The organism is Pseudomonas sp. B3G-3 (assembly GCF_028640915.1).
Taxonomy (GTDB): Bacteria; Pseudomonadota; Gammaproteobacteria; order Pseudomonadales; family Pseudomonadaceae; genus Aquipseudomonas; species Aquipseudomonas chlororaphis_I.
Window position 1 is genome coordinate 144,210 of record NZ_JAQZAB010000116.1, and the last position, 18,339, is coordinate 162,548.

The following is an 18,339-nucleotide window of genomic DNA, read 5'->3' on the forward strand; positions in this document are numbered from 1 at the left end:
AAAGGTATGAATGCCAAAAAGACGGCGAAGAAAAAACCCAGCCGGACCGCCGATGAAAAGCGTGCGGACAAGAAAGCCAAGAAGACCGAACACAATATTTTCGGTCATTGACCCTCCCAGGAAGCCCGCCCCGCGGGCTTCCTGGTTTTTGCTTCCAAGTAAATAACCCATCGATCTGCAAGTTTCCCCTTCTCGTTGCACAGAACAGCAAGACGCCGAAGGTTCGCCCTTCGGCCAGCCCCTGTCCTGAGTAGCGCCATGGCCCATTACTTCGATCCGCTGCATCGCGAACAAATCGACACCCTGCGCCAGACCTTCACCGCCCGCACCGAATGGCCCACCTGGCTGTTGCCTCTCAACCTGCACCGGGAGCATCAAGATTTGCCAGGACCATCCTGTTTTTACTCGTCGCGATCCTATCGGGATTGCTGCGAGCGGGATAAGGCAGAGGTTGCTGCGGCATCTCTGCTTCGATCCTTACGCCGCTTCGGCCGCCAGCGCCGCTTGCACCGCTTCGCGCTGGGCGATGCGGGCCTGGAAGCGCGCCAGCGCCGGCCACTGTTCCAGGTCGATGGCAAAGCCGACGGTCCAGCGCAGCACGGTGAACAGGTAGGCGTCGGCGACACCGAAGGATTCGCCCAGCAGGTAGCTGTGCTGTTGCAGCGTGCGGTCCAGCAGCGCCAGGCGCTTGAACAGTTTTTGTCGGATCAGCGCCTGGGTCGCTTCGGGAAACTCGGGGTTGAACAGCCAGCCGAGGCCGCCATGGATCTCGCTGGAGACGAAGTTGAGCATCTCCTGCAGCCGCACCCGTTGCCAGCTGCCGTTGGCCGGCGCCAGGCCTGCTTGCGGCTTGAGGTCGGCCAGGTATTGCAGGATCGCCGGTCCTTCGGTCAGCACCTGGCCGTCCTCCAGTTCCAGCGCTGCCACATACCCCTTGGGATTGATCGCCAGGAAGTCGGCGCCGTCGGCCGTGGTCTTGTTGCGGTTGTCGACCCGCACCAGGTTGAACGGCAGGGCCAGTTCGCGCAGCACGATATGCGGGGCCAGCGAGCAGGCGTTGGGCGAGAAATACAGGTTCATCGAGGGCTCTCCAAAGGGGGGAGATCAGTGTCATAGTCCGCGCTGTTCTCAGTAAAATTAATCTTTCAGAAAAATCCCATAAGGACAGCTACTGCCATGATGAACCTGATGCACTGGCGCATGCTGGTGGCCGTGGCGGATACCGGCAACATCACCCGTGCCGCCGAGCGGGTCGGCATGACCCAGTCCGGCGCCAGCCAGGCCCTGGCGCTGCTCGAAGACAACCTGGGCGTGCAGCTGTTCACCCGGGAGAACCGCCAGACCCTGCCCACCGCCGTCGGCGAACAGGTGGTCGAGCAGGCGCGGCTGATGCTCGCGGCGTTGCAGAACATCCGCGACACCGCGGACGCCTGCCGGGACATCCAGCGCGGCACCATTCGCCTGGCGAGTTTCCCCATGGTGCTGGCGACTTTCCTGCCGCCGCTGCTACGGCGCTTCAAGCAGTTGTATCCGGGTATCCAGGTGGTGGCGCTGGAGGTCAGCGACGACGAGGTCGAGGCCTTGCTCGAAGCGCGATTGATCGATGTCGGGGTGCTGCTCAATCCTGCGCCCGAGCGCAGCGTCGGCCTGCTGGGGCGCGATGCCTGGGTGGCGGTGCTGCCGGCTGGGCATGCCCTGGCGCGCCGCGCTCAGGAGCAGGGGGTGACCTTGCAGGAACTGCTAAGCCAACCCTTCGTACTGGCCACCGGCGGCTGTTCGGTGAATGCCCGCAGCCTGGCGGCGGATGCCGGCCTGGAGCTGGCGGATGTGCGGGTCGAGGTGCGGGAGTGGAGCAGCGCCTTTACCCTGGTTCGCGAGCAGGTGGGGGTGACGCTGGTGCCGCAGATGACCTTGCCGGAGCAACGCCACGGGTTGTGCGTACTGCCGTTGGACGTGCCGATCCCGCGCACCTTTGCCCTGGTGCTGGCCGAGGGCAGCGAGCCGTCGCCGACGCTGCGGGCCTTGCTCGACATGCTGGCCCAGGGCTGAGCGCAGCCGCTCAAGCCGACCCATGAAAAAGGGTTCCCATGGGGAACCCTGTTTCGACTGGCCGTTTTTAAAGCGCCGCGAGGAACTTGTCGGTGACTTGCTTATCGACGCCGCTGGCGTCCTTCTCGACTTGCGCCAGCTTCAGCTTGTCCTGGACCCGCTGGGCAATTTCCTGAGCCACCGCCTGCTGTTTCTCCGGTGGCATGTTTTTCAGGTCTTCCTCGGTAATGCCCATCTCCTCGAGGATGCGGTCGCGCATACGCTGCTCGGGGGACTTGCTCATGTAGTCCTTGAACTCGTCCAGGGCCGAGCTCTGGGTCGCGCTATTGGCCTGCGCGGTGCTGGCGGTCGGCGGGGTGGCCTGGAGCAGCACGCGGGTCTTGGCGAAGGCCGCCGCGACATTGTCGTTGACCGTGTTGCTGGCCTGCTGCACGGCCTGGGATGTCTGGAAGCTTGCCGCGTTCTGCACGTTCTGCATCAAACCGCTGTACAGCGCGCTGGCGGCCGCGGTGCTCGGGTCCATGTCGGACCGCTGGGTGGGCTGGATCGCCGAGGTTTTCTGGGCACTGACCAACATGATTGGGTACCTGTGTGTAAGGGCTATCGCAGGCTGAGCAGCAAGTTGCATGCCGCCGTGCTGGAGCGCTCTGCAGGGCCCTGGAACAGGGCTCTGCATTGGGGCTCTGCGCCGGTTGCCCGGCAAGGCTGGCGGCACGCGGCGGACAAGCCTTGCCGCTTGCGGCCAGCGGCGACCGGTCAACGGTGGGCGATATTCTCCAGGGCCAGGTTGCGGGTACGCGGGCCGAAACGGCCGATGGTGAACATCACGATCAGCATGCTGCTGACGATGAACGCCAGGACCCCGGGCGTACCGAAGCGGTCGAGGAAAAAGCCGATCAACAGGCTGCTGAACACCGTCGACAGGCGGCTGAACGAATAGCAGAAACCTACCGCCCGGGCGCGGATATTGGTGGGGAACAACTCGCTTTGATAGGAGTGGTAACTGAAGCTCAGCCAGGCGTTGCAGAAGGTGATCATCACCCCGCAGACGATCAGCCCCAGGGCCGTGCTCTGCCAGGCGAACAGGGTGCCGAAGGTCATGGCGCCAAGGGCCGAGCCGACGATCTGCCACTTGTTCTCGAAGCGGTTGGCGAACTTGACGAACAGCAGCGGCCCCAGTGGATAGGCGAGGGTGATGATGAAGGCGTACATCAGGCTGTGGGTGACGCTCACGCCCTGGCCCGAGAGCAGCGCCGGCAGCCAGTTGCCGAAACCGAAGAAGCCGATGGCCTGGAACACATGGAACACGATCAGCATCAGCGCCCGGCGCCGATAGGGCGGTTGCCAGATATCGGCGAAGCGCCCCGAACCCTGGACGCCGAGGGCCTCGGGCTGCGGGGTGTCCAGCGGCTTGCCATGGTCCTTGGCGCAGCGTGCCTCGATGCCGTCCATGATCCGCTCGGCCTCGGCGAAGCGCCCATGCTGGGCCAGCCAGCGCGGCGACTCCGGCAGGCGTGAACGCAACCACCAGATAAACAGCGCGAACACCGCGCTGGCCAGCACCACCCAGCGCCAGCCGGCGATGCCGAACGGGTCTTGCGGCACCAGCCACCAGGACATCAGCGCCACCGCCGGCACCGAAAGAAACTGCACGAAAAAGGCAAAGGCGAAGGCCGAACTGCGCATGTGCTTGGGCACCAGTTCAGAGAGGTAGGCGTCGATGGTCACCAGCTCGATGCCCAGGCCGATACCCACCAGAAAGCGCATGCCGATGATCCCCAGGGCCGTGGTCTGCACGCCCATCAGCACCGTGGCCACGGTGTACCAGATCAGGGCGAAGGTGAAGATCGCCCGGCGCCCGAAGCGGTCGGCGATCGGGCTCAGCAGGCTGGCGCCGAGGAACAGGCCGAGAAAGGTCGCCGAGGCGAAGGCCGCCTGGTCGGAGAAACCGAACACACCCTGGCTGCCGGTGGCGAAGATCCCGTCGCGGATCAGGCCGGGGCTGATATAGGCAGTCTGGAACAGGTCATACAGCTCGAAGAAACCGCCAATGGACAGCAGCGCCACCAGGCGCCAGACCGTGGCGACGGCGGGCAGGCGATCGATGCGGGCGGAGATATCGGCGGCGCGGAGCGGGTCGAGGCCATCGGTAGCGATAGTGGGGGCGAGGGACGACATGGGCGGGATTCCAGGTTTCGATGAAGAGGAATCTTAGCTGGCTAACGGAAATCAATGATTGTGAATGCCGGCCCGGAAGATGGGCCATGCGCTGATTTATTGTCGTATTTCGTTACATTTTGCTGGTTTATGCCGCTGCATCAACCGAAGCGGCATCCAGCGTCTGTAGGAGCGAGGCTTGCCCGCGAAAGCGCCCGTAATCGCAACACCGGTTCAGGGATCGAGTTGGGTGGTGTCTGGGACGGCCTTATCGCGGGCAAGCCTCGCTCCTACAGAAGAAAAAGACGATTCAGGGAATGCCATTGCGTCCATGCAGCAGGAAGGCCGGACGCTCGCTGAGGCGTTGGTAGTAGGCGGCGACGGCGGGGAAGTCGGGGCGCTCCATGGGCGTCATCATCCAGCGATGCACCGACAGCCCGAGGACGATATCGGCCAGGCTGAACTGCTCGCCGAGCACATAGGCCCCGGTGCTTGCCAGTTGCTGTTCGAGCAGGGCCATCTTGGCGTTCCAGCCGCGAATGCCGACGGCGATCCGCTGCGGGTCCTGAAAGTCCGGGTTCTGCCGGACCAGGGCGACGAAGGCGTAGCTCCACGCGGGGTTGAGTTCCGTGGCCTGCCAGTCCATCCATTGCTCCACCAGTGCCCGGGCCCGGGGCTCGCCGGGCAGCAGTCGTTGCCCGGCGACCTTGCTGGTCAGGTAACGACAGATGCTGTTGGATTCCCAGAGCGCGCCGGCGTCATCGATCAGCACCGGCACCTGGGCGTTGGGGTTGAGCTTGAGAAAGTCCGGCGTGTGGGTCGACTGGAAGCCGCTGCCCCAATCCTCGCGTTCGTAGGACAGGCCCAGCTCTTCGCAGGTCCACAGCACTTTTCTGACGTTGATCGACGAGGCTTTACCGAGAATTCTCAGGGTTCCCATGGGAGCTTTCCTTGGCGGGTGGAGGGCCCTGGAAATCTAACAGCGTCGCCGACTCTCGGCGATGCCGATTTGCGCCGGGATGCTCAGGCCGGGTCCGGCAGCGCCGACGCCGGCAGGCCGAAGATCCGGTCGAACAGCCAGTTGAAGACGAAGGTGTAGCAAGGAATGAACAGGATCAGCGCCAGGTCCAGCAGGAAGGCCTGCACCAGGCTGATGTGCATCCACCAGGCGATCAACGGAATCAGGAACAGGATCAACGTCAGTTGGAAACCCACGGCGTGGGCGATCCGCCGCTTGACCGTGCGGGTCCGCGAGACCTGGCGGCTTTCCCAGCGCTCGAACAGGCTGGTGTAGATGAAGTTCCAGGTCACCGCGATGCTGGTGATCACCACCGCCAGCGGACCGGTGCTGCTCGGCGAGGTGCCGGACAGCAAGGCCAGGCCCAGGGCCGAGAAAGTCATGCCGAACACCTCGAACAGTGACACGTAAACCAGTTTGCGCTTGATGCCTTGCATGCTTTTTCCTCCGCGTTCGTTGGCCCGGGCCGCTCCTTTTACAGGAATGGCTGGCGAATGCGGCGCAAGATAGCTTCAATATGCCTGACAGAAAAAGTCAGAAGCTTTCAGGTTTTCTGATAGATCGGCATCCTAGACAGGCGTCCCCATGAATTTCTCCAGCGACAGCATCCAGTTGTTTCTCGCCGTGCTCGAGCGCGGTTCGTTTTCCGCGGCGGCGCGGGCCCTGGGCAAGGTGCCGTCGGCGGTGAGCATGGGTATCGCCAACCTCGAGGCGGAGCTGGGTTATCCCTTGTTCGATCGCAGCCATCGCGAGCCGGTGCCCACCGCCATGGCCAACGCCCTGGCGCCCCACGCGCGGCTGATCGCCGAGCAGCTCAAGCAGCTGCAGGTGCATGCAGTGGAGTTGTCCCTGGGGTTGGAAAGCCGGCTGTCCATCGGTGTAGTCGAGGACATCGACAAGTCCCGGGTGCTGGCGGCGATCAAGCTGATCGCCGAGCGCCATCCGTTGCTCGACATCGAGGTGCTTAGCGCGCCCCAGGACGATGTGTTGCAGCTGCTGCACACTGGCCGGATCGCGGTCGGCGTGGCTTTCGCCGGGCTCAGCCTGAACGTGCTGGAGTATTTCCAGTACGTCGGCAGCGAACGGATGATCGCCTGCATTTCCGCGCGCCATCCGTTACCCGAGGCGCCGGACGCCACCCTCTATCTGGAAGAGCTGGTCAACGTCCGCCAGGTGGTGGTTGCCAGCCGCGACCTGCCGATCCGCGACACCCGGCCGCTGATCGCCGAGTCCTACTGGCGCACCGACAGCCTGGCCATGGCCCTGGATATGGTCGAGTCCGGTATCGGCTGGGGCAACTTCCCGCAGTCGGTGATCGCCCCCTTGCTCAAGGCCGGAAGGCTCAAGCGCCTGACCTTCAAGAACATCGACAACGGCCTGCTGCTGCCGGTACACGCGGTCTGGCTGAAGAACCAGCCCCTGCAAAAGGCTGCTCAGGCGTTTGTGCAGTTGTTGGGTGGGCAGGATCCGGCACTGACCTCGGAGGCTCATGCAGAGATGAGGCTGTAGGAGCTTCCGCTCATGTGCCTGGGCGGGTGGCGTCGTGCGGCTCGCTGCCCGGCAGCGCCTGGTGGCGCAGCCATTCGAGCAAGCGGGCGACGGCTGAGTTGGGTTCGATCGTCTCGGGTGACAACAGGTAGTAAGCGCTGCCGTCGGCGATAAAGCCGAAAGGCGCGACCAGCAGGCCCGACTCCAGGTCGTCGCGCACCAGTTGCCAGGGCGCGATCGCCAGTCCCAACCCGGCGACTGCTGCTTGCAGGCTGAAGTAGAAATGCTCGAAGACCTGCTCCTTGCCCGGCGCCTGTTCCATTCCCTTGAGGGTCAACCATTGCTCCCAGGCCTGCGCCCGGGTCGCACTGTGCAGGCGCGGCGCAGTGCTCGATAACTGGGCCGTGCCTGCTGCATTGCGTGCCCAGTGGGCGGCCTGTTCCGGGCGGCATACCGGGCCGATGGCTTCATCGAACAGCCACTGCGCATGGGTGTGCGGCGGCCAGGGAAAGTCGTTGCGGCGGATTGCCAGGTCGATGCCTTGAGCAAAAGCGAAGGGCCCGCCGCCGGCCACCAGTTGCAGGGGGATATCCGGATGAGCGGCGAAGAATGCCGGGATCCGGGGAATCAGCCAGCGCATCAGCAGGGTCGGTTCGCAGGACAGCACCAGGGTCGCGGCCTTGTCCGGCGTTCGCAGTTTGCGTGCGGCGGCGTCGATCAGGTCGAAGGCATGCTCCACGCTGTGCAGCAATTCGCGGCCGGCCTCGGTGAGAAATACCCGGTGGCTGCGACGCTCGAACAACCGCGTGCCGAGGTCTTCTTCCAGGGCGCGCACGGCACGGCTGATGGCGCCGTGGGTCAGGTGCAGGGCTTCGCCGGCGCGGGTGAAGCTCTCCAGGCGAGCGGCGGCCTCGAAACAGCGCAGGGCGCTCAGGGGCGGCAGGCGGCGATTGATTGTCTGTGATTTTTTATCACCGAAAATGTCAGTTTTCATCGTTCGCTCTGTGAGGGTTCGTGCTCATAAAGTATGGGCCGGATTCTATAGCGAAGGCGTTTGAAAATGACTGAACTGTTAGTGGTAATCACCATCACTGTGCTGGCGGTGCTGAGCCCGGGGCCGGATTTTGCCATGGTCACGCGCAACAGCCTGGTGCTGTCGCGTCGGCATGGGGTGTTCACGGCACTGGGGATCGGGCTCGGGGTGATGCTGCATATCGGCTACACGCTGTTTGGCGTCGGCCTGCTGGTCAAGGAGTCGCTGCTGTTGTTCGGCGCGTTAAAGATCGCCGGGGCGCTGTACCTGGTTTATCTCGGTATCCGGATGCTGCGTACTCGCGCAGTCGAGGAGGAGGTGGCGATGGATACGCCGCGGGTTTCGGCATGGACGGCGCTGCGCACCGGCTTTTTGACCAATGCGCTGAACCCCAAGACCATGATTTTTGTGGTCAGCCTGTTCATGCAGGTGATGCAGCCGGGGACCGCGCCGGGTGTGCGGATCGGCTATGGCGCGATCATTGTCCTGGCCCATGTGCTGTGGTTCGTGGCGGTGGCGCTGTTCTTCTCGACGCCGGGCATCCGGGCCCGGCTCATGGCTTACAAGCGGCGTATCGACCAGCTGTTCGGCGTTCTGCTGGTGGGCTTCGGTGTGCTGCTCAGCGCCCTGAGCCTGCGTTCCTGAACGCGGCTCAGGTGCTCTCGCGCACCTTCAATTCGAAGCCCATGTCCACCACCGGCTTGGCCACGCTGTTACCGGCCATCAGGGTCAGCAGCTGCTCCGCGGCGCGGCGGCCGATGGCTTCGCGCGGGGTGCTGATGCTGCTCAGGCGCGGCACCATGTGCGCGGAGGCGGGCAGGTCGTTGAAGCCCATCACCGCCACTTGCTCGGGGATCCTGATGCCGCAGCGCATGGCTTCCAGCAGGGCGCCGTGGGCCAGGTCGTCGTTGCCGAAGAAGATTGCGTCGACGTCCGGGTGGCTGTGCAGCAGTTGCAGGAAGAGTTCACCACCCAGGCCCACCGACGACGGGCGCGGGGTGAGGACTTCCAGTTTCGGGTCGTACAGGCCGGCTTTCTCCAGGCCACGGCGGAAACCTTCGCCGCGCATCAGGGTGCGCTGGTCGAGCTGGGCGCCGATGTAGGCCAGGCGCTTGCGGCCGCGGGAGATCAGGTGCTCGGCGGCGGTTTCCCCGGCGTTGTGCTGGGAGAAGCCCACGCAGTTCAGGCCGGCCTCGGGGTTGAGGTCCATCATGTAGACGCAGGGGACGTTGCTGGCTTCGACCATCCGTCGGGCACTTTCGGTCCGGTCGAAGCCGGTCAGCAGCAAACCGCGTGGCTGGTAGGCCATGTAGTTGCGCAGCAGGTTTTCTTCTTCGTCGGGGGAATAGTGGAAGTTGCCGATCAGCACTTCGAAGCCCTTGGGCCGCAGAACCTGATGAATGGCTTCCAGGGTGTCGATGAACAGCAGGTTGGACAGCGACGGCACCAGCACCACCACTGAATGGCTCTGGGCCGAGGCCAGGGCGCGCGCGGCGGGGTTGACCACGTAGTTGAGTTCGCTGGCGGCCTTGCGCACCTTTTCCACCAGTTCGGTGGCCACCGTGTCGATGCCGCGCAGCGCTCGCGAGGCGGTGATCGGGCTGACGCCGGCCAGGCGCGCGACTTCGTTGAGGGTAGGGCGCCCCGTGGTGCGGGTATTTTTATCGTTCTTGGAGGAGGTCATCAGACGGCTTGCCAAACAAAATTCAAGTCACTAAGGTAGCGCTGTCTCGAAACAGCTGCAATGCGTGAGCGCGGTCGGCCTGACCCGCACTCTTTGGTTTCGCGGCCTATATACGCGGCAACCCACAAAAATGACAAGAAGGCGTCGGCAGAAACTATTTTTGCACTAGCATTTTCAAGAGCGAAGGTAGCGCTGTCTGCGCGCTGAGGTGTTACATGAGTCAACCCATCACCGCCCTGGTCATCATGGGCGTTGCCGGCTGCGGCAAGTCCAGCGTCAGTGAAGCGCTGTGCCAGCGCAGCGGCGCCACGGCCATTGAAGGCGATACGTTCCACCCTGCCGCCAATATCGCCAAGATGAGTGCCGGTATTCCCCTGAACGACGACGACCGTGCCGGCTGGCTCGACAGCCTGTGCGACGAGTTGCGTCGTGCCCTGGCCGCCGGACAGCGTCCGGTGCTGACCTGCTCGGCGCTCAAGCGCAAGTACCGCGACCGCCTGCGCAGCGCCACGCCCGGCCTGGGCTTCGTTTTCCTGCAATTGACACCACAGGTGGCCGCCGATCGCGTGGCCCACCGTCCGGGGCATTTCATGCCTTCGACCCTGATCGACAGTCAGTTCGCCACCCTCGAATCTCCCGTGGGCGAACCCCTGACCCTGGCATTGGACGCCACCATCCACAGCGTTGACCGGCTGGCCGAACAGGCCCATGGCTGGTGGCTGGAGCACGGGCTGGATTCATCCCGATAAGCTTCGGTTCACACAGATAGCGCTATCCCACTCGGCTCACGTTTTTAACGCTTGAATAAAAACAACAAACCGGAGGCAACCCCATGTTTGGCATGTCCCAAGAGACCTATCTGCTGGTAGACGCAGTGGTCACCATTATCGGGCTGATCGTACTGATCACCCGATTCAAGCTGCATCCCTTCATCGCCCTGACCATCGCCGCGGGTTTCCTCGGCCTGACTTCGGGCATGCCGGTGGACAAGATCATCAAGGCGTTCCAGGACGGCTTCGGTGGTGTACTCGGTTTCGTCGGGATCATCCTCGCGCTGGGCACCATGCTCGGCAAAATGATGGCCGAATCCGGTGGCGCGGATCAGATCGCCCAGACCCTGATCCGCTCGTTCGGCAAGGAGCGGGTGCAGTGGGCGATGATGTTCGCCGCCTTCCTGGTGGGCATCCCGCTGTTCTTCGAGATCGGCTTCGTGCTGCTGATCCCGCTGGTGTTCATCGTCGCCCGGCGTACCGGCGTGTCGATCATCAAGATCGGCATCCCGCTGCTGGCCGGCCTGTCCGCGGTGCACGGCCTGGTGCCGCCGCATCCGGGCCCGCTGCTGGCCATCGGCGTGTTCGGCGCCGACATCGGCAAGACCATTCTCTACGGCCTGATCGTTGCCCTGCCGACCGCGATCATCGCCGGTCCGATCTACGGCACCTTCATCGCCAAGCACATCCCGGGTCATCCGTCCCAGGAACTGGTCGACCAGCTGGCACGCGAAAACACCTCGGCCAACCTGCCGAGCTTCAGCGTGACCCTGCTGACCGTGCTGCTGCCGGTGTTCCTGATGCTGCTCAAGACCTTCGCCGACGTGGCCTTCCCGGACGGGCACTTCTTCCGCATCTGGATGGACATGATCGGTCACCCGATCAGCGCGCTGCTGCTGGCTTTGCTGCTGTCGCTCTACACCTTCGGTTCGCGCCAGGGCATCGGCTCCAAGCAGATCCTCAAGTTGCTCGACGCCAGCCTGGCGCCGACCGCGGCGATCATCCTGATCATCGGTGCCGGCGGTGGCTTCAAGCAGATGCTGGTGACCAGCGGCGTGGGTGACGTGATCGGCCATATGGCGGTCAACGCACAGATCTCGCCGATCCTCCTGGCGTGGCTGGTGGCGGCGGTGATTCGCATCGCCACCGGTTCGGCAACCGTGGCGACCATCACTGGCGCGGGCATCGTGGTACCGGTGGTCGGTATGATTCCCGGGGTCAACCGTGAGCTGCTGGTGCTGGCCACCGGTGCCGGTTCGCTGATCCTGTCCCACGTCAACGACGCCGGTTTCTGGCTGGTGAAGCAGTACTTCAACATGACCGTGGCGGAAACCTTCAAGACCTGGACCGCGATGGAAACCATCCTCTCGGTGGTGGGCCTGATCTTTATCCTGCTGCTGTCGCTGGTGGTGTAAGCCGAGCCCTGTAGCCGCTGCCGAAGGCTGCGATCGGCCGGCACGGCCGTAGCGATCTTGCAATCGCTGAAGGCCCTTCGGTCCTTATCGCAGCCTGCGGCAGCGGCTACGGGGTCGGCAGACAGGCACAAAAAAACCGCAGCGATGCGGTTTTTTTGTGCCTGCTTGTTTGTCGGTGGGTATCAGCCTTTCTGCACCAGGCCATCGGCGCGGAACATGCCGCGGATACCACGCACGGCCTGGCGGATGCGGTCCTGGTTTTCGATCAGGGCGAAACGCACATGGTCGTCGCCGTACTCGCCGAAACCCACCCCTGGCGAGACGCAGACCTTGGCCTCGGCCAGCAGCTTCTTGGCGAACTCCAGCGAGCCCAGGTGCGCGTAGGCCTCGGGAATCTTCGCCCAGACGTACATCGAAGCCTTGGGATTCTCGACCATCCAGCCCAGTTCATGCAGGCCCTTGACCAGCACATTGCGGCGCTGGCGGTACTGCTCGGCGATGTCTTTCACGCACTGCTGGTCGCCTTCCAGCGCAGCGATGGCCGCCACCTGCAGCGGGGTGAAGGTGCCGTAGTCGTGGTAGCTCTTGATCCGCGCCAGGGCGCTGACCAGCTCCGGGTTACCGACCATGAAGCCGATGCGCCAGCCGGCCATGTTGTAGCTCTTGGACAGGGTGAAGAACTCCACCGCGATGTCCTTGGCGCCCGGCACCTGCATGATCGACGGGGCTTTCCAGCCGTCGTAGACGATGTCGGCGTAGGCCAGGTCGTGGATCACCAGCACGTCGTACTGCTTGGCCAGGGCGATCACCCGTTCGAAGAAGTCCAGCTCGACGCACTGCGCGGTCGGGTTGGAGGGGAAGCCGAGGATCATCATCTTCGGTTTCGGGATCGAGCCGCGGATGGCCCGTTCCAGCTCGTCGAAGAAGTCCACGCCCGGCACCAGCGGCACCGAACGCACCTGGGCGCCGGCGATCACCGCGCCGTAGATATGGATCGGGTAGCTCGGGTTGGGCACCAGCACGGTGTCGCCCTGGTCCAGGGTGGCGAGCATCAGGTGCGCCAGGCCTTCCTTGGAACCGATGGTGACGATGGCTTCGCTTTCCGGGTCGATATCGACCTCGTAGCGATCCTTGTACCAGCGCGAAATGGCCCGGCGCAGACGCGGGATACCCTTGGAGGTGGAGTAGCCGTGGGTGTCTTCGCGCTGGGCGACGGTGACCAGTTTCTCGACGATGTGCGGCGGAGTCGCACCGTCGGGGTTACCCATGCTCAAGTCGATGATGTCTTCGCCGCGCCGACGCGCAGCCATCTTCAGCTCGGCAGTGATATTGAATACGTAGGGGGGGAGTCGATCTATGCGCGCAAAGCGGCGCGGCGAACCTTGTTCGGCCATTGTTGCCTCGAGTACGTGAGCGCCCGGAACCGTCCGAGCGACGTCGGCCACTGCGGTGGCCTGGGGGCAGACGATAAGGGCTGTGGCGCCAGGCTGTCCAGAGGGGGGCGACAACTATTTTTTCGCCGGCAGCGGCGCTGCCTGGACAGGGATTTGCATCGTCGTGGCGGGATTCGCAGCCTGCGCATTGTGTTTGCCGGGCCCGCCCGCGTTAAATACCCCCCCACTCGAACAACCGCATCGAACAGGATGAATGATGGAGTTTACCAGCGGCTTTCTGCTGAGCCTTTCGCTGTGCCTGGACATAGGCGTGGCCAATATCGCGATGATTACCCTGGCCATGCAGCGTGGCTACTTCCAGGGTTTCTGCCTGGGCCTGGGCACCTGTGTCGGTGACCTGGTCTACGCGGTGCTGGCGCTGGCCGGCATGACCGTGCTGCTGCAGTACGAGGCGGTGCGCTGGGTGTTGTGGATCGGCGGGTCGGCGCTGCTGGTGTATTTCGCGGCGAAGATGATCTATTCGGCGATCCACCACAGCGCGGTGTTGGCCGAGACCGGCGAGGTCGACAACGGTTCGCCGCGCAAGGAGTTTTTCCGCGGTATTTTCCTGGCCATGTCGTCCCCCAGCGCGATCCTCTGGTTCGCCGCGGTGGGCGGGACCCTGATTGCCCGTTCCGGTGGCGGCGACCTGCTCAGCTCCGGGCTGTTCCTCAGCGGTTTCTTCTGCGCCGGGCTGGCCTGGGTTGTGGGCCTGTGCTTTGCCGCGACCCAGGGCGGCAAGCTGCTGGGGGACAAGTTGTTGCGTTACTCCTACATGGCATCTGCGGCGATCTTCTGCTATTTCGCGGTCTACGTGATCCTGTCCGGTTATCAGGAGTTCATTGTCGGCGCGGCGGTCGCGGAACTTCCCGCGCTCTGATGCAGGCGATTCGGGTTTGGCCTCTATACTCCCTGCCGAACCCATTTTTCAGGCAGGAGTCGCATCATGGATGAGCAAAAACAGGTCAGCGGGCCGGTGCCGCGTTTCGAGAAGGGGCGCTTTCTGCTGATCGCCGGTCTTGGCGGGCGTTTCACTCCCGAGACGACGCAGCGCATTCCTGAACTCTGGGAAGGCTTCATTCCCCATCTCGGCAAGATACCCGGCCAGGTGGGGGAGGTGACCTACGGCCTCTGCTGCAACCCCGACGGCAAAGGCGGCTTCGAATACATCGCCGGGGTCGAGATCAGCAAGCTCGACGACCTGCCCGAGCTGTACCGCTGGGTCGAGGTGCCGCCGCAGCACTACGCGGTGTTCGAGCACCAGGGGCCGCTGGCGAGCCTGTCGCAGACCTTCCAGTACATCTGGAAAACCTGGCTGCCGCAGTCCGGGCGCGAAGCCGCCGATGCGCCGGAATTCGAACGCTACAGCGCCGACTTCAACCCCGACACCGGCCAGGGCGTGCTGGAAATCTGGCTACCGCTCAAGGAACAGTGAGCCACGGACCGGGCCTGCGACGGGCCCGGTCATTTACCCTTGCCCGGCCGGCGGGCGCGCCACAGGTCGATGGACAGGGTGACAAAACCGAACGCACTGATGCCGAACAGCACCAGCAAACCGATCTGAACATTGCTCATGGCGACTTCCGTACTCGACCAGGATGGGATTGATTGAGCCCTGATAAATAACCCGGTCGGCGTGCGGATGACAGCGACTATATGCAGGTTTTACGGGCTTGCCGCCGTTCGATATGCAAGCCTTATTACTTTATGATCGGCGGCATTTCCCATAGCCGATCTGTTCCCCATGACCTTATCCAGCCTGTTGATCCGTCAGGTCGCCGCCGCTGACCTGGACCGCTGCTTCGCCATCGAAACCCTGGCCTACGAAGGCGACGAAGCCGCCACCCGGGAGAAGATCGCCACCCGCATCGCCACCTGGCCCGAGGGTTTCATCGTCGCCGAAGTGGAGGGCGTGGTGGCCGGCTTCATCAATTCCGGCGCGGCCTTCGAGGTCGAGATGGCCGACGAGGCCTTCAAGGAACTGATCGGCCACGACCCGGCCGGGCCTCACGTGGTGATCATGTCGGTGGTGGTGCATCCGGACTATCAGGGCCAGGGTGTTTCCCGGCGTTTGCTGGAGGCCTTTATCGAGCGCATGCGCGGCCTGGGCAAGGCCAGCATCAACCTGATGTGCAAGGAACGGCATGTGCCGCTGTACGAGCGTTTTGGCTTCGTCTACCTCAAGGCCTCGGCGTCGGACCATGGCGGCATGGCCTGGCATGAGATGGTGCTGAATCTTCCTCGGTAACACATGTCATTTGCTGCTGGTTCTTTTGTAGTCTAAATTCAGACCAGCTTCTGCGCTGGATTCACCGCTGCGCAAAGCGCAGGAGATAAACCATGCGCATTAAAACCATCAGTTTTGTCAAAAAGAACGCTGCTGATCTCGACCTCTCCGAGCCCATGCTGGTCACGCAGAACGGGGTTCCGGCTTATGTGATCGAGTCCTACGAAGAGCGTAAGCGCCGAGATGAGGCGATAGCCTTGATCAAGCTGCTTTCGTTCGCCGGGCGCGACAAGGAGCAAGGCAAGCTGATCAGCGGTGATACGCTGCTGGAGCGCCTGGCCCAGCGCCGTCAAGCGCAACAAGAAGACGAAGATGCAGAAAACCTGCAGGGTTGAGTTCGCCACTGCGGCCGAACACGGTGTGATTGCCCTGGAGCAGTACCTGATTCAGCAGTGCGGCGCCCGCAAGGCTGGGCCATTCGTTGACCAGTTGGTTATGCAGATCATCTCGACCCTGAGTGAGCAGGCCCATACCTATGCTGTTTGCCAGCAAGCGGCCTCCCTGGGGGTGACGCATTTCCATGAGTTTCTGCCCATGGGCCAGCGGGTTCTGTATGAAATCTATCCGGCAGAAAACCTGGTTGTGGTAGCGCTGGTGATCGGCCAACGACAGAGCGTTGAAAAGCAGTTGATCGACTACTGCTTGCAGCTGTGATCAATACAAATGCCCAAGGGCTGCAGCGATGCAGCCCTTTTTTCTGCCTGCCATTCCACGACACCCCCCTGTAGGAGCGAGGCTTGCCCGCGATAGGGACGCCGCGGTCTGGCTGATGTACCGCGTTAACCTTCATCACGAGCAAGCTTCGCTCCTACAAGAACCCCTCAATACAGGCTGTTGCGCACCCGCTCCGGCATTTCCCGGTCGTAGCGGTCGGCGTCGAACTGGCCGTCGCAGAGGCGCTTGAGGATGGCGCCGGCCGAGGGCAGGGCCGAGCGTTCCAGGTAGTGCTCGGGGTTCCACAGGTCGGAACGCACGATGGCCTTGGAACAATGGAAGTAGGCCGCCTCGACGTCCACCAGGATCACCGTGCGCGCCGGTTTGCCATTCACCGCGAAGCTGTCCAGTAGCGCCGGCTCGGCCGAGATCCGCGCCCGGCCGTTGACCCGCAGGGTCTCGCCGATGCCCGGGATGATGAACAGCAGCGCCACCCGCGGGTCGCTGACGATATTGCGCAGGCTGTCGATGCGGTTGTTGCCCGGGCGGTCGGGCAGGGCCAGGGTGCGTTCGTCGATGATCCGCACGAAGCCCGGGACATCGCCGCGGGGCGAGCCGTCCATGCCGTCGGGGCCGCTGGTGCTCAGGATCACCAGCGGCGAGGCGCGCACCATGGCCTGGTAGTCCGGGTTGAGGAAGGGGATTTCCTTGCGCACGGCCCGTTCGAGGGGGTGGCCGTAGATCGCTTCCAGTTGCTCGAGGGTGGTCAGCATCATGCTTCTCCTGGGTAACGTCAGAAAATCAGGGCCAGGCGGCGTTCGTAGCCGATGCGGCCCCGGTAGGCCTCGCCGCTGTCGACCCAGCCTTGCTTCAGGTAGAGGTTGAAGGCCGCTGCGTTGTCCGCGTCCACCGACAGCATCAGCCCCTTGATCTCCGGCCAGGCCTGGCGAGCGGCGGCGGGCAGGGCTTGCAGGCAGGCGCGGCCATAGCCCTGGCCCTGGACCCGGTGATCGACCTGCAAGGCATGCAGGGTGGCGGTGTCGGGGTCGGCCCAATGGGGCAGGAACGGCGGGCGCTTGAGCAGCAGGAACGCCACCGGAACTTCGTCGGCCAATAGGGCGAAGCCCTTGATCCCGGGCTCCGGCGCCTTGAGCAGGGTATGCAGCGCGGTGTAGATATCGCCGGAATAACTCTTCTGCTGCGGGTGCACCTCGAGCGCGTCGAGCTGCTGCAATTGCGTGGCGTCGAGCTGTTCGTAGGGCACGAGTCGGGTGGTCGTTGGGCTATCCATATCCGGGCACTGAGGGTGGGCTGCGGGAGTGGCGATTCTAGCGATTTTGCCCGGGGTCCCGGTTTTTTTTCCTGGCCTTGTCGATTTGCCGGGCGGCCAGACGACTAAGGGTGTCTTCACGATTTAACGGTCGCCCTGCGGCGGCCACCTTGAGCCCGTGTCACTCAATCGCAAGGAGAACTGCCATGAACGCCCAAACCACCGAAAGCGAAATCCGCAGCCTGATCGACGCCTGGCGCCAGGCCGTGATGGTCAAGGACATCGACCGCATCGTCAGCTACTACGCCGACGACATCACCTCGTTCGACGCCGTGACCGCGTTGCAATTCAAGGGCAAGGAAGCCTACCGCGCGCACTGGAAGGCCTGCATGGAAGTCTGCCCCGGCCCTGGCATCTTCGACTTCGAGCAACTGCACATAGTCGGCGCCAACGACATCGCCTTCGCCCACTGGCTGGCCCACTGTGGCGGCACTGACGACAAGGGCGAGACCAAGGCCTGCTGGATGCGCGTGACCGCGGGTTACCAGCGTATTGGTGGGCAGTGGAAAGTGGTCCACGAACACTGGTCGGCGCCGTTCGACATGATGAGCGGCACCGCATTGTTCGACCTGCAACCCTGATCGTCGGGTTTTTCGCCAAAGCCTGAAACTGCAGCCATAGTTGATCAGCTCGATCGAGGAGAGCCCCATGAAATACCTATGCCTGGTCTACAGCGACGAACAGCTGTTGCACAGCCTGCCGGAGAGCCCGAAGGACGCCGAGTGCATGGCCTACGCCGAATCGGTGCAGGGCAGCGGCCGGATGCTTGCCGCCGAGGCCCTGGAGTCGGTGCAGACCGCGACCACGGTGCGCATGCGCGGCGGCCGGCTGTCGATCACCGACGGCCCGTTCGCCGAAACCAAGGAACAGTTGGCCGGGTTCTACCTGATCGATGCCAAGGACCTCAACGAAGCCATCCAGGTCGCCGGCAACATCCCGGCGGCCCGGGTCGGCAGCGTCGAGGTGCGCCCGGTGCGTGAGTTGAATCCCTGATCGCCACCTTGGAAAACGAGCTCTGAAA

The 18,339-nt window shown here is 63.5% G+C and carries 22 protein-coding genes and 1 pseudogene; 13 read left to right on the forward strand and 10 right to left on the reverse strand.

Annotation, left to right across the window (positions count from 1 at the left end; genetic code table 11):
* Window positions 1-258: 258 nt before the first annotated feature.
* A pseudogene (locus tag PVZ80_RS21760) lies at window positions 259-366 on the forward strand (fatty acid desaturase); the annotation flags it as partial.
* Between the two features lie 111 nt (window positions 367-477).
* On the opposite strand, the gene gstA reads toward PVZ80_RS21760, so the two are convergent.
* Window positions 478-1,080, reverse strand: a complete 603-nt coding sequence (gstA, locus tag PVZ80_RS21765) for a glutathione transferase GstA (protein WP_016703866.1) — start codon at window positions 1,078-1,080, stop codon at window positions 478-480.
* Between the two features lie 96 nt (window positions 1,081-1,176).
* On the opposite strand from gstA, the gene PVZ80_RS21770 reads away from it, so the two are divergent.
* Window positions 1,177-2,049: a LysR family transcriptional regulator gene (locus tag PVZ80_RS21770; protein WP_273864527.1), complete on the forward strand. Its 873-nt coding sequence runs from the start codon at window positions 1,177-1,179 to the stop codon at window positions 2,047-2,049.
* Window positions 2,050-2,116: 67 nt separating this feature from the next.
* Here the strand turns inward: PVZ80_RS21770 and PVZ80_RS21775 are convergent, their stop codons facing one another.
* From PVZ80_RS21775 to PVZ80_RS21790, 4 genes are all read right to left on the reverse strand, one after another.
* Window positions 2,117-2,626 (reverse strand): hypothetical protein, encoded by a 510-nt coding sequence (locus PVZ80_RS21775; protein ID WP_009050381.1) that lies wholly within the window; start codon window positions 2,624-2,626, stop codon window positions 2,117-2,119.
* A 179-nt stretch (window positions 2,627-2,805) separates the two neighbouring features.
* Window positions 2,806-4,227 (reverse strand): MFS transporter, encoded by a 1,422-nt coding sequence (locus tag PVZ80_RS21780; protein WP_273864528.1) that lies wholly within the window; start codon window positions 4,225-4,227, stop codon window positions 2,806-2,808.
* Between the two features lie 289 nt (window positions 4,228-4,516).
* Window positions 4,517-5,146 carry a glutathione S-transferase family protein gene (locus PVZ80_RS21785; RefSeq protein ID WP_273864529.1) on the reverse strand — a complete coding sequence of 210 codons (630 nt, stop codon included), beginning with the start codon at window positions 5,144-5,146 and terminating at the stop codon, window positions 4,517-4,519.
* A gap of 83 nt (window positions 5,147-5,229) precedes the next feature.
* Window positions 5,230-5,661: a PACE efflux transporter gene (locus PVZ80_RS21790; protein ID WP_124325259.1), complete on the reverse strand. Its 432-nt coding sequence runs from the start codon at window positions 5,659-5,661 to the stop codon at window positions 5,230-5,232.
* A 148-nt stretch (window positions 5,662-5,809) separates the two neighbouring features.
* On the opposite strand from PVZ80_RS21790, the gene PVZ80_RS21795 reads away from it, so the two are divergent.
* Window positions 5,810-6,733, forward strand: coding sequence for a LysR family transcriptional regulator (locus PVZ80_RS21795; protein WP_273864530.1), 924 nt, complete (start codon window positions 5,810-5,812; stop codon window positions 6,731-6,733).
* Between the two features lie 10 nt (window positions 6,734-6,743).
* Here PVZ80_RS21795 and PVZ80_RS21800 read toward each other — a convergent pair whose 3' ends face one another.
* Window positions 6,744-7,706, reverse strand: coding sequence for a LysR substrate-binding domain-containing protein (locus PVZ80_RS21800; RefSeq protein WP_110175330.1), 963 nt, complete (start codon window positions 7,704-7,706; stop codon window positions 6,744-6,746).
* Between the two features lie 66 nt (window positions 7,707-7,772).
* On the opposite strand from PVZ80_RS21800, the gene PVZ80_RS21805 reads away from it, so the two are divergent.
* Window positions 7,773-8,390: a LysE family transporter gene (locus tag PVZ80_RS21805; protein WP_009050375.1), complete on the forward strand. Its 618-nt coding sequence runs from the start codon at window positions 7,773-7,775 to the stop codon at window positions 8,388-8,390.
* Window positions 8,391-8,397: 7 nt separating this feature from the next.
* Here the strand turns inward: PVZ80_RS21805 and PVZ80_RS21810 are convergent, their stop codons facing one another.
* Entirely contained in the window at window positions 8,398-9,429 is a 1,032-nt protein-coding gene (locus PVZ80_RS21810) for a LacI family DNA-binding transcriptional regulator (RefSeq protein WP_009050374.1), read from the reverse strand.
* A gap of 215 nt (window positions 9,430-9,644) precedes the next feature.
* Between PVZ80_RS21810 and PVZ80_RS21815 the strand changes: the two genes are divergently transcribed.
* Both PVZ80_RS21815 and PVZ80_RS21820 read left to right on the forward strand, forming a co-directional pair.
* Window positions 9,645-10,178, forward strand: a complete 534-nt coding sequence (locus PVZ80_RS21815; RefSeq protein ID WP_007925131.1) for a gluconokinase — start codon at window positions 9,645-9,647, stop codon at window positions 10,176-10,178.
* 83 nt (window positions 10,179-10,261) lie between these two features.
* Window positions 10,262-11,614: a GntP family permease gene (locus tag PVZ80_RS21820; protein WP_009050373.1), complete on the forward strand. Its 1,353-nt coding sequence runs from the start codon at window positions 10,262-10,264 to the stop codon at window positions 11,612-11,614.
* Window positions 11,615-11,796: 182 nt separating this feature from the next.
* On the opposite strand, the gene alaC is transcribed toward PVZ80_RS21820, so the two are convergent.
* A complete protein-coding gene (gene alaC / locus PVZ80_RS21825; protein ID WP_007925133.1) occupies window positions 11,797-13,008 on the reverse strand; it encodes an alanine transaminase in 1,212 nt (403 codons plus the stop codon).
* A gap of 256 nt (window positions 13,009-13,264) precedes the next feature.
* Here alaC and PVZ80_RS21830 point away from each other — a divergent pair, with 256 nt between their 5' ends.
* From PVZ80_RS21830 to PVZ80_RS21850, 5 genes are all read left to right on the forward strand, one after another.
* A complete protein-coding gene (locus PVZ80_RS21830; RefSeq protein WP_273864531.1) occupies window positions 13,265-13,927 on the forward strand; it encodes a LysE family translocator in 663 nt (220 codons plus the stop codon).
* 66 nt (window positions 13,928-13,993) lie between these two features.
* Window positions 13,994-14,482, forward strand: a complete 489-nt coding sequence (locus PVZ80_RS21835) for a GyrI-like domain-containing protein (protein ID WP_016703874.1) — start codon at window positions 13,994-13,996, stop codon at window positions 14,480-14,482.
* Between the two features lie 309 nt (window positions 14,483-14,791).
* Window positions 14,792-15,295 (forward strand): GNAT family N-acetyltransferase, encoded by a 504-nt coding sequence (locus tag PVZ80_RS21840; RefSeq protein ID WP_009050370.1) that lies wholly within the window; start codon window positions 14,792-14,794, stop codon window positions 15,293-15,295.
* A gap of 92 nt (window positions 15,296-15,387) precedes the next feature.
* Complete coding sequence (locus PVZ80_RS21845) at window positions 15,388-15,669, forward strand: type II toxin-antitoxin system Phd/YefM family antitoxin (RefSeq protein ID WP_009050369.1); 282 nt, start codon at window positions 15,388-15,390, stop codon at window positions 15,667-15,669.
* Window positions 15,647-15,988 (forward strand): hypothetical protein, encoded by a 342-nt coding sequence (locus PVZ80_RS21850; protein ID WP_038634394.1) that lies wholly within the window; start codon window positions 15,647-15,649, stop codon window positions 15,986-15,988. Before PVZ80_RS21845 ends, PVZ80_RS21850 begins: the two co-directional genes overlap by 23 nt.
* A gap of 167 nt (window positions 15,989-16,155) precedes the next feature.
* Here PVZ80_RS21850 and PVZ80_RS21855 read toward each other — a convergent pair whose 3' ends face one another.
* Window positions 16,156-16,761 (reverse strand): pyridoxamine 5'-phosphate oxidase family protein, encoded by a 606-nt coding sequence (locus PVZ80_RS21855; protein ID WP_038634391.1) that lies wholly within the window; start codon window positions 16,759-16,761, stop codon window positions 16,156-16,158.
* A 20-nt stretch (window positions 16,762-16,781) separates the two neighbouring features.
* Complete coding sequence (locus tag PVZ80_RS21860; protein ID WP_009050366.1) at window positions 16,782-17,279, reverse strand: GNAT family N-acetyltransferase; 498 nt, start codon at window positions 17,277-17,279, stop codon at window positions 16,782-16,784.
* Between the two features lie 185 nt (window positions 17,280-17,464).
* Between PVZ80_RS21860 and PVZ80_RS21865 the strand changes: the two genes are divergently transcribed.
* Both PVZ80_RS21865 and PVZ80_RS21870 read left to right on the forward strand, forming a co-directional pair.
* Window positions 17,465-17,899, forward strand: a complete 435-nt coding sequence (locus PVZ80_RS21865) for a YybH family protein (protein ID WP_009050365.1) — start codon at window positions 17,465-17,467, stop codon at window positions 17,897-17,899.
* A 67-nt stretch (window positions 17,900-17,966) separates the two neighbouring features.
* Window positions 17,967-18,311 (forward strand): YciI family protein, encoded by a 345-nt coding sequence (locus tag PVZ80_RS21870; RefSeq protein WP_007925146.1) that lies wholly within the window; start codon window positions 17,967-17,969, stop codon window positions 18,309-18,311.
* Window positions 18,312-18,339 lie beyond the last annotated feature (28 nt).

What these genes read in the sequence shown, in the direction of transcription:
- gstA (WP_016703866.1), bottom strand. Translation starts at nt 1,080, where the DNA reads ATGAACCTGTATTTCTCGCCCAACGCCTGCTCGCTGGCCCCGCATATC.
- PVZ80_RS21770 (WP_273864527.1), top strand. Translation starts at nt 1,177, where the DNA reads ATGATGAACCTGATGCACTGGCGCATGCTGGTGGCCGTGGCGGATACC.
- PVZ80_RS21775 (WP_009050381.1), bottom strand. Translation starts at nt 2,626, where the DNA reads ATGTTGGTCAGTGCCCAGAAAACCTCGGCGATCCAGCCCACCCAGCGG.
- PVZ80_RS21780 (WP_273864528.1), bottom strand. Translation starts at nt 4,227, where the DNA reads ATGTCGTCCCTCGCCCCCACTATCGCTACCGATGGCCTCGACCCGCTC.
- PVZ80_RS21785 (WP_273864529.1), bottom strand. Translation starts at nt 5,146, where the DNA reads ATGGGAACCCTGAGAATTCTCGGTAAAGCCTCGTCGATCAACGTCAGA.
- PVZ80_RS21790 (WP_124325259.1), bottom strand. Translation starts at nt 5,661, where the DNA reads ATGCAAGGCATCAAGCGCAAACTGGTTTACGTGTCACTGTTCGAGGTG.
- PVZ80_RS21795 (WP_273864530.1), top strand. Translation starts at nt 5,810, where the DNA reads ATGAATTTCTCCAGCGACAGCATCCAGTTGTTTCTCGCCGTGCTCGAG.
- PVZ80_RS21800 (WP_110175330.1), bottom strand. Translation starts at nt 7,706, where the DNA reads ATGAAAACTGACATTTTCGGTGATAAAAAATCACAGACAATCAATCGC.
- PVZ80_RS21805 (WP_009050375.1), top strand. Translation starts at nt 7,773, where the DNA reads ATGACTGAACTGTTAGTGGTAATCACCATCACTGTGCTGGCGGTGCTG.
- PVZ80_RS21810 (WP_009050374.1), bottom strand. Translation starts at nt 9,429, where the DNA reads ATGACCTCCTCCAAGAACGATAAAAATACCCGCACCACGGGGCGCCCT.
- PVZ80_RS21815 (WP_007925131.1), top strand. Translation starts at nt 9,645, where the DNA reads ATGAGTCAACCCATCACCGCCCTGGTCATCATGGGCGTTGCCGGCTGC.
- PVZ80_RS21820 (WP_009050373.1), top strand. Translation starts at nt 10,262, where the DNA reads ATGTTTGGCATGTCCCAAGAGACCTATCTGCTGGTAGACGCAGTGGTC.
- alaC (WP_007925133.1), bottom strand. Translation starts at nt 13,008, where the DNA reads ATGGCCGAACAAGGTTCGCCGCGCCGCTTTGCGCGCATAGATCGACTC.
- PVZ80_RS21830 (WP_273864531.1), top strand. Translation starts at nt 13,265, where the DNA reads ATGGAGTTTACCAGCGGCTTTCTGCTGAGCCTTTCGCTGTGCCTGGAC.
- PVZ80_RS21835 (WP_016703874.1), top strand. Translation starts at nt 13,994, where the DNA reads ATGGATGAGCAAAAACAGGTCAGCGGGCCGGTGCCGCGTTTCGAGAAG.
- PVZ80_RS21840 (WP_009050370.1), top strand. Translation starts at nt 14,792, where the DNA reads ATGACCTTATCCAGCCTGTTGATCCGTCAGGTCGCCGCCGCTGACCTG.
- PVZ80_RS21845 (WP_009050369.1), top strand. Translation starts at nt 15,388, where the DNA reads ATGCGCATTAAAACCATCAGTTTTGTCAAAAAGAACGCTGCTGATCTC.
- PVZ80_RS21850 (WP_038634394.1), top strand. Translation starts at nt 15,647, where the DNA reads ATGCAGAAAACCTGCAGGGTTGAGTTCGCCACTGCGGCCGAACACGGT.
- PVZ80_RS21855 (WP_038634391.1), bottom strand. Translation starts at nt 16,761, where the DNA reads ATGCTGACCACCCTCGAGCAACTGGAAGCGATCTACGGCCACCCCCTC.
- PVZ80_RS21860 (WP_009050366.1), bottom strand. Translation starts at nt 17,279, where the DNA reads ATGGATAGCCCAACGACCACCCGACTCGTGCCCTACGAACAGCTCGAC.
- PVZ80_RS21865 (WP_009050365.1), top strand. Translation starts at nt 17,465, where the DNA reads ATGAACGCCCAAACCACCGAAAGCGAAATCCGCAGCCTGATCGACGCC.
- PVZ80_RS21870 (WP_007925146.1), top strand. Translation starts at nt 17,967, where the DNA reads ATGAAATACCTATGCCTGGTCTACAGCGACGAACAGCTGTTGCACAGC.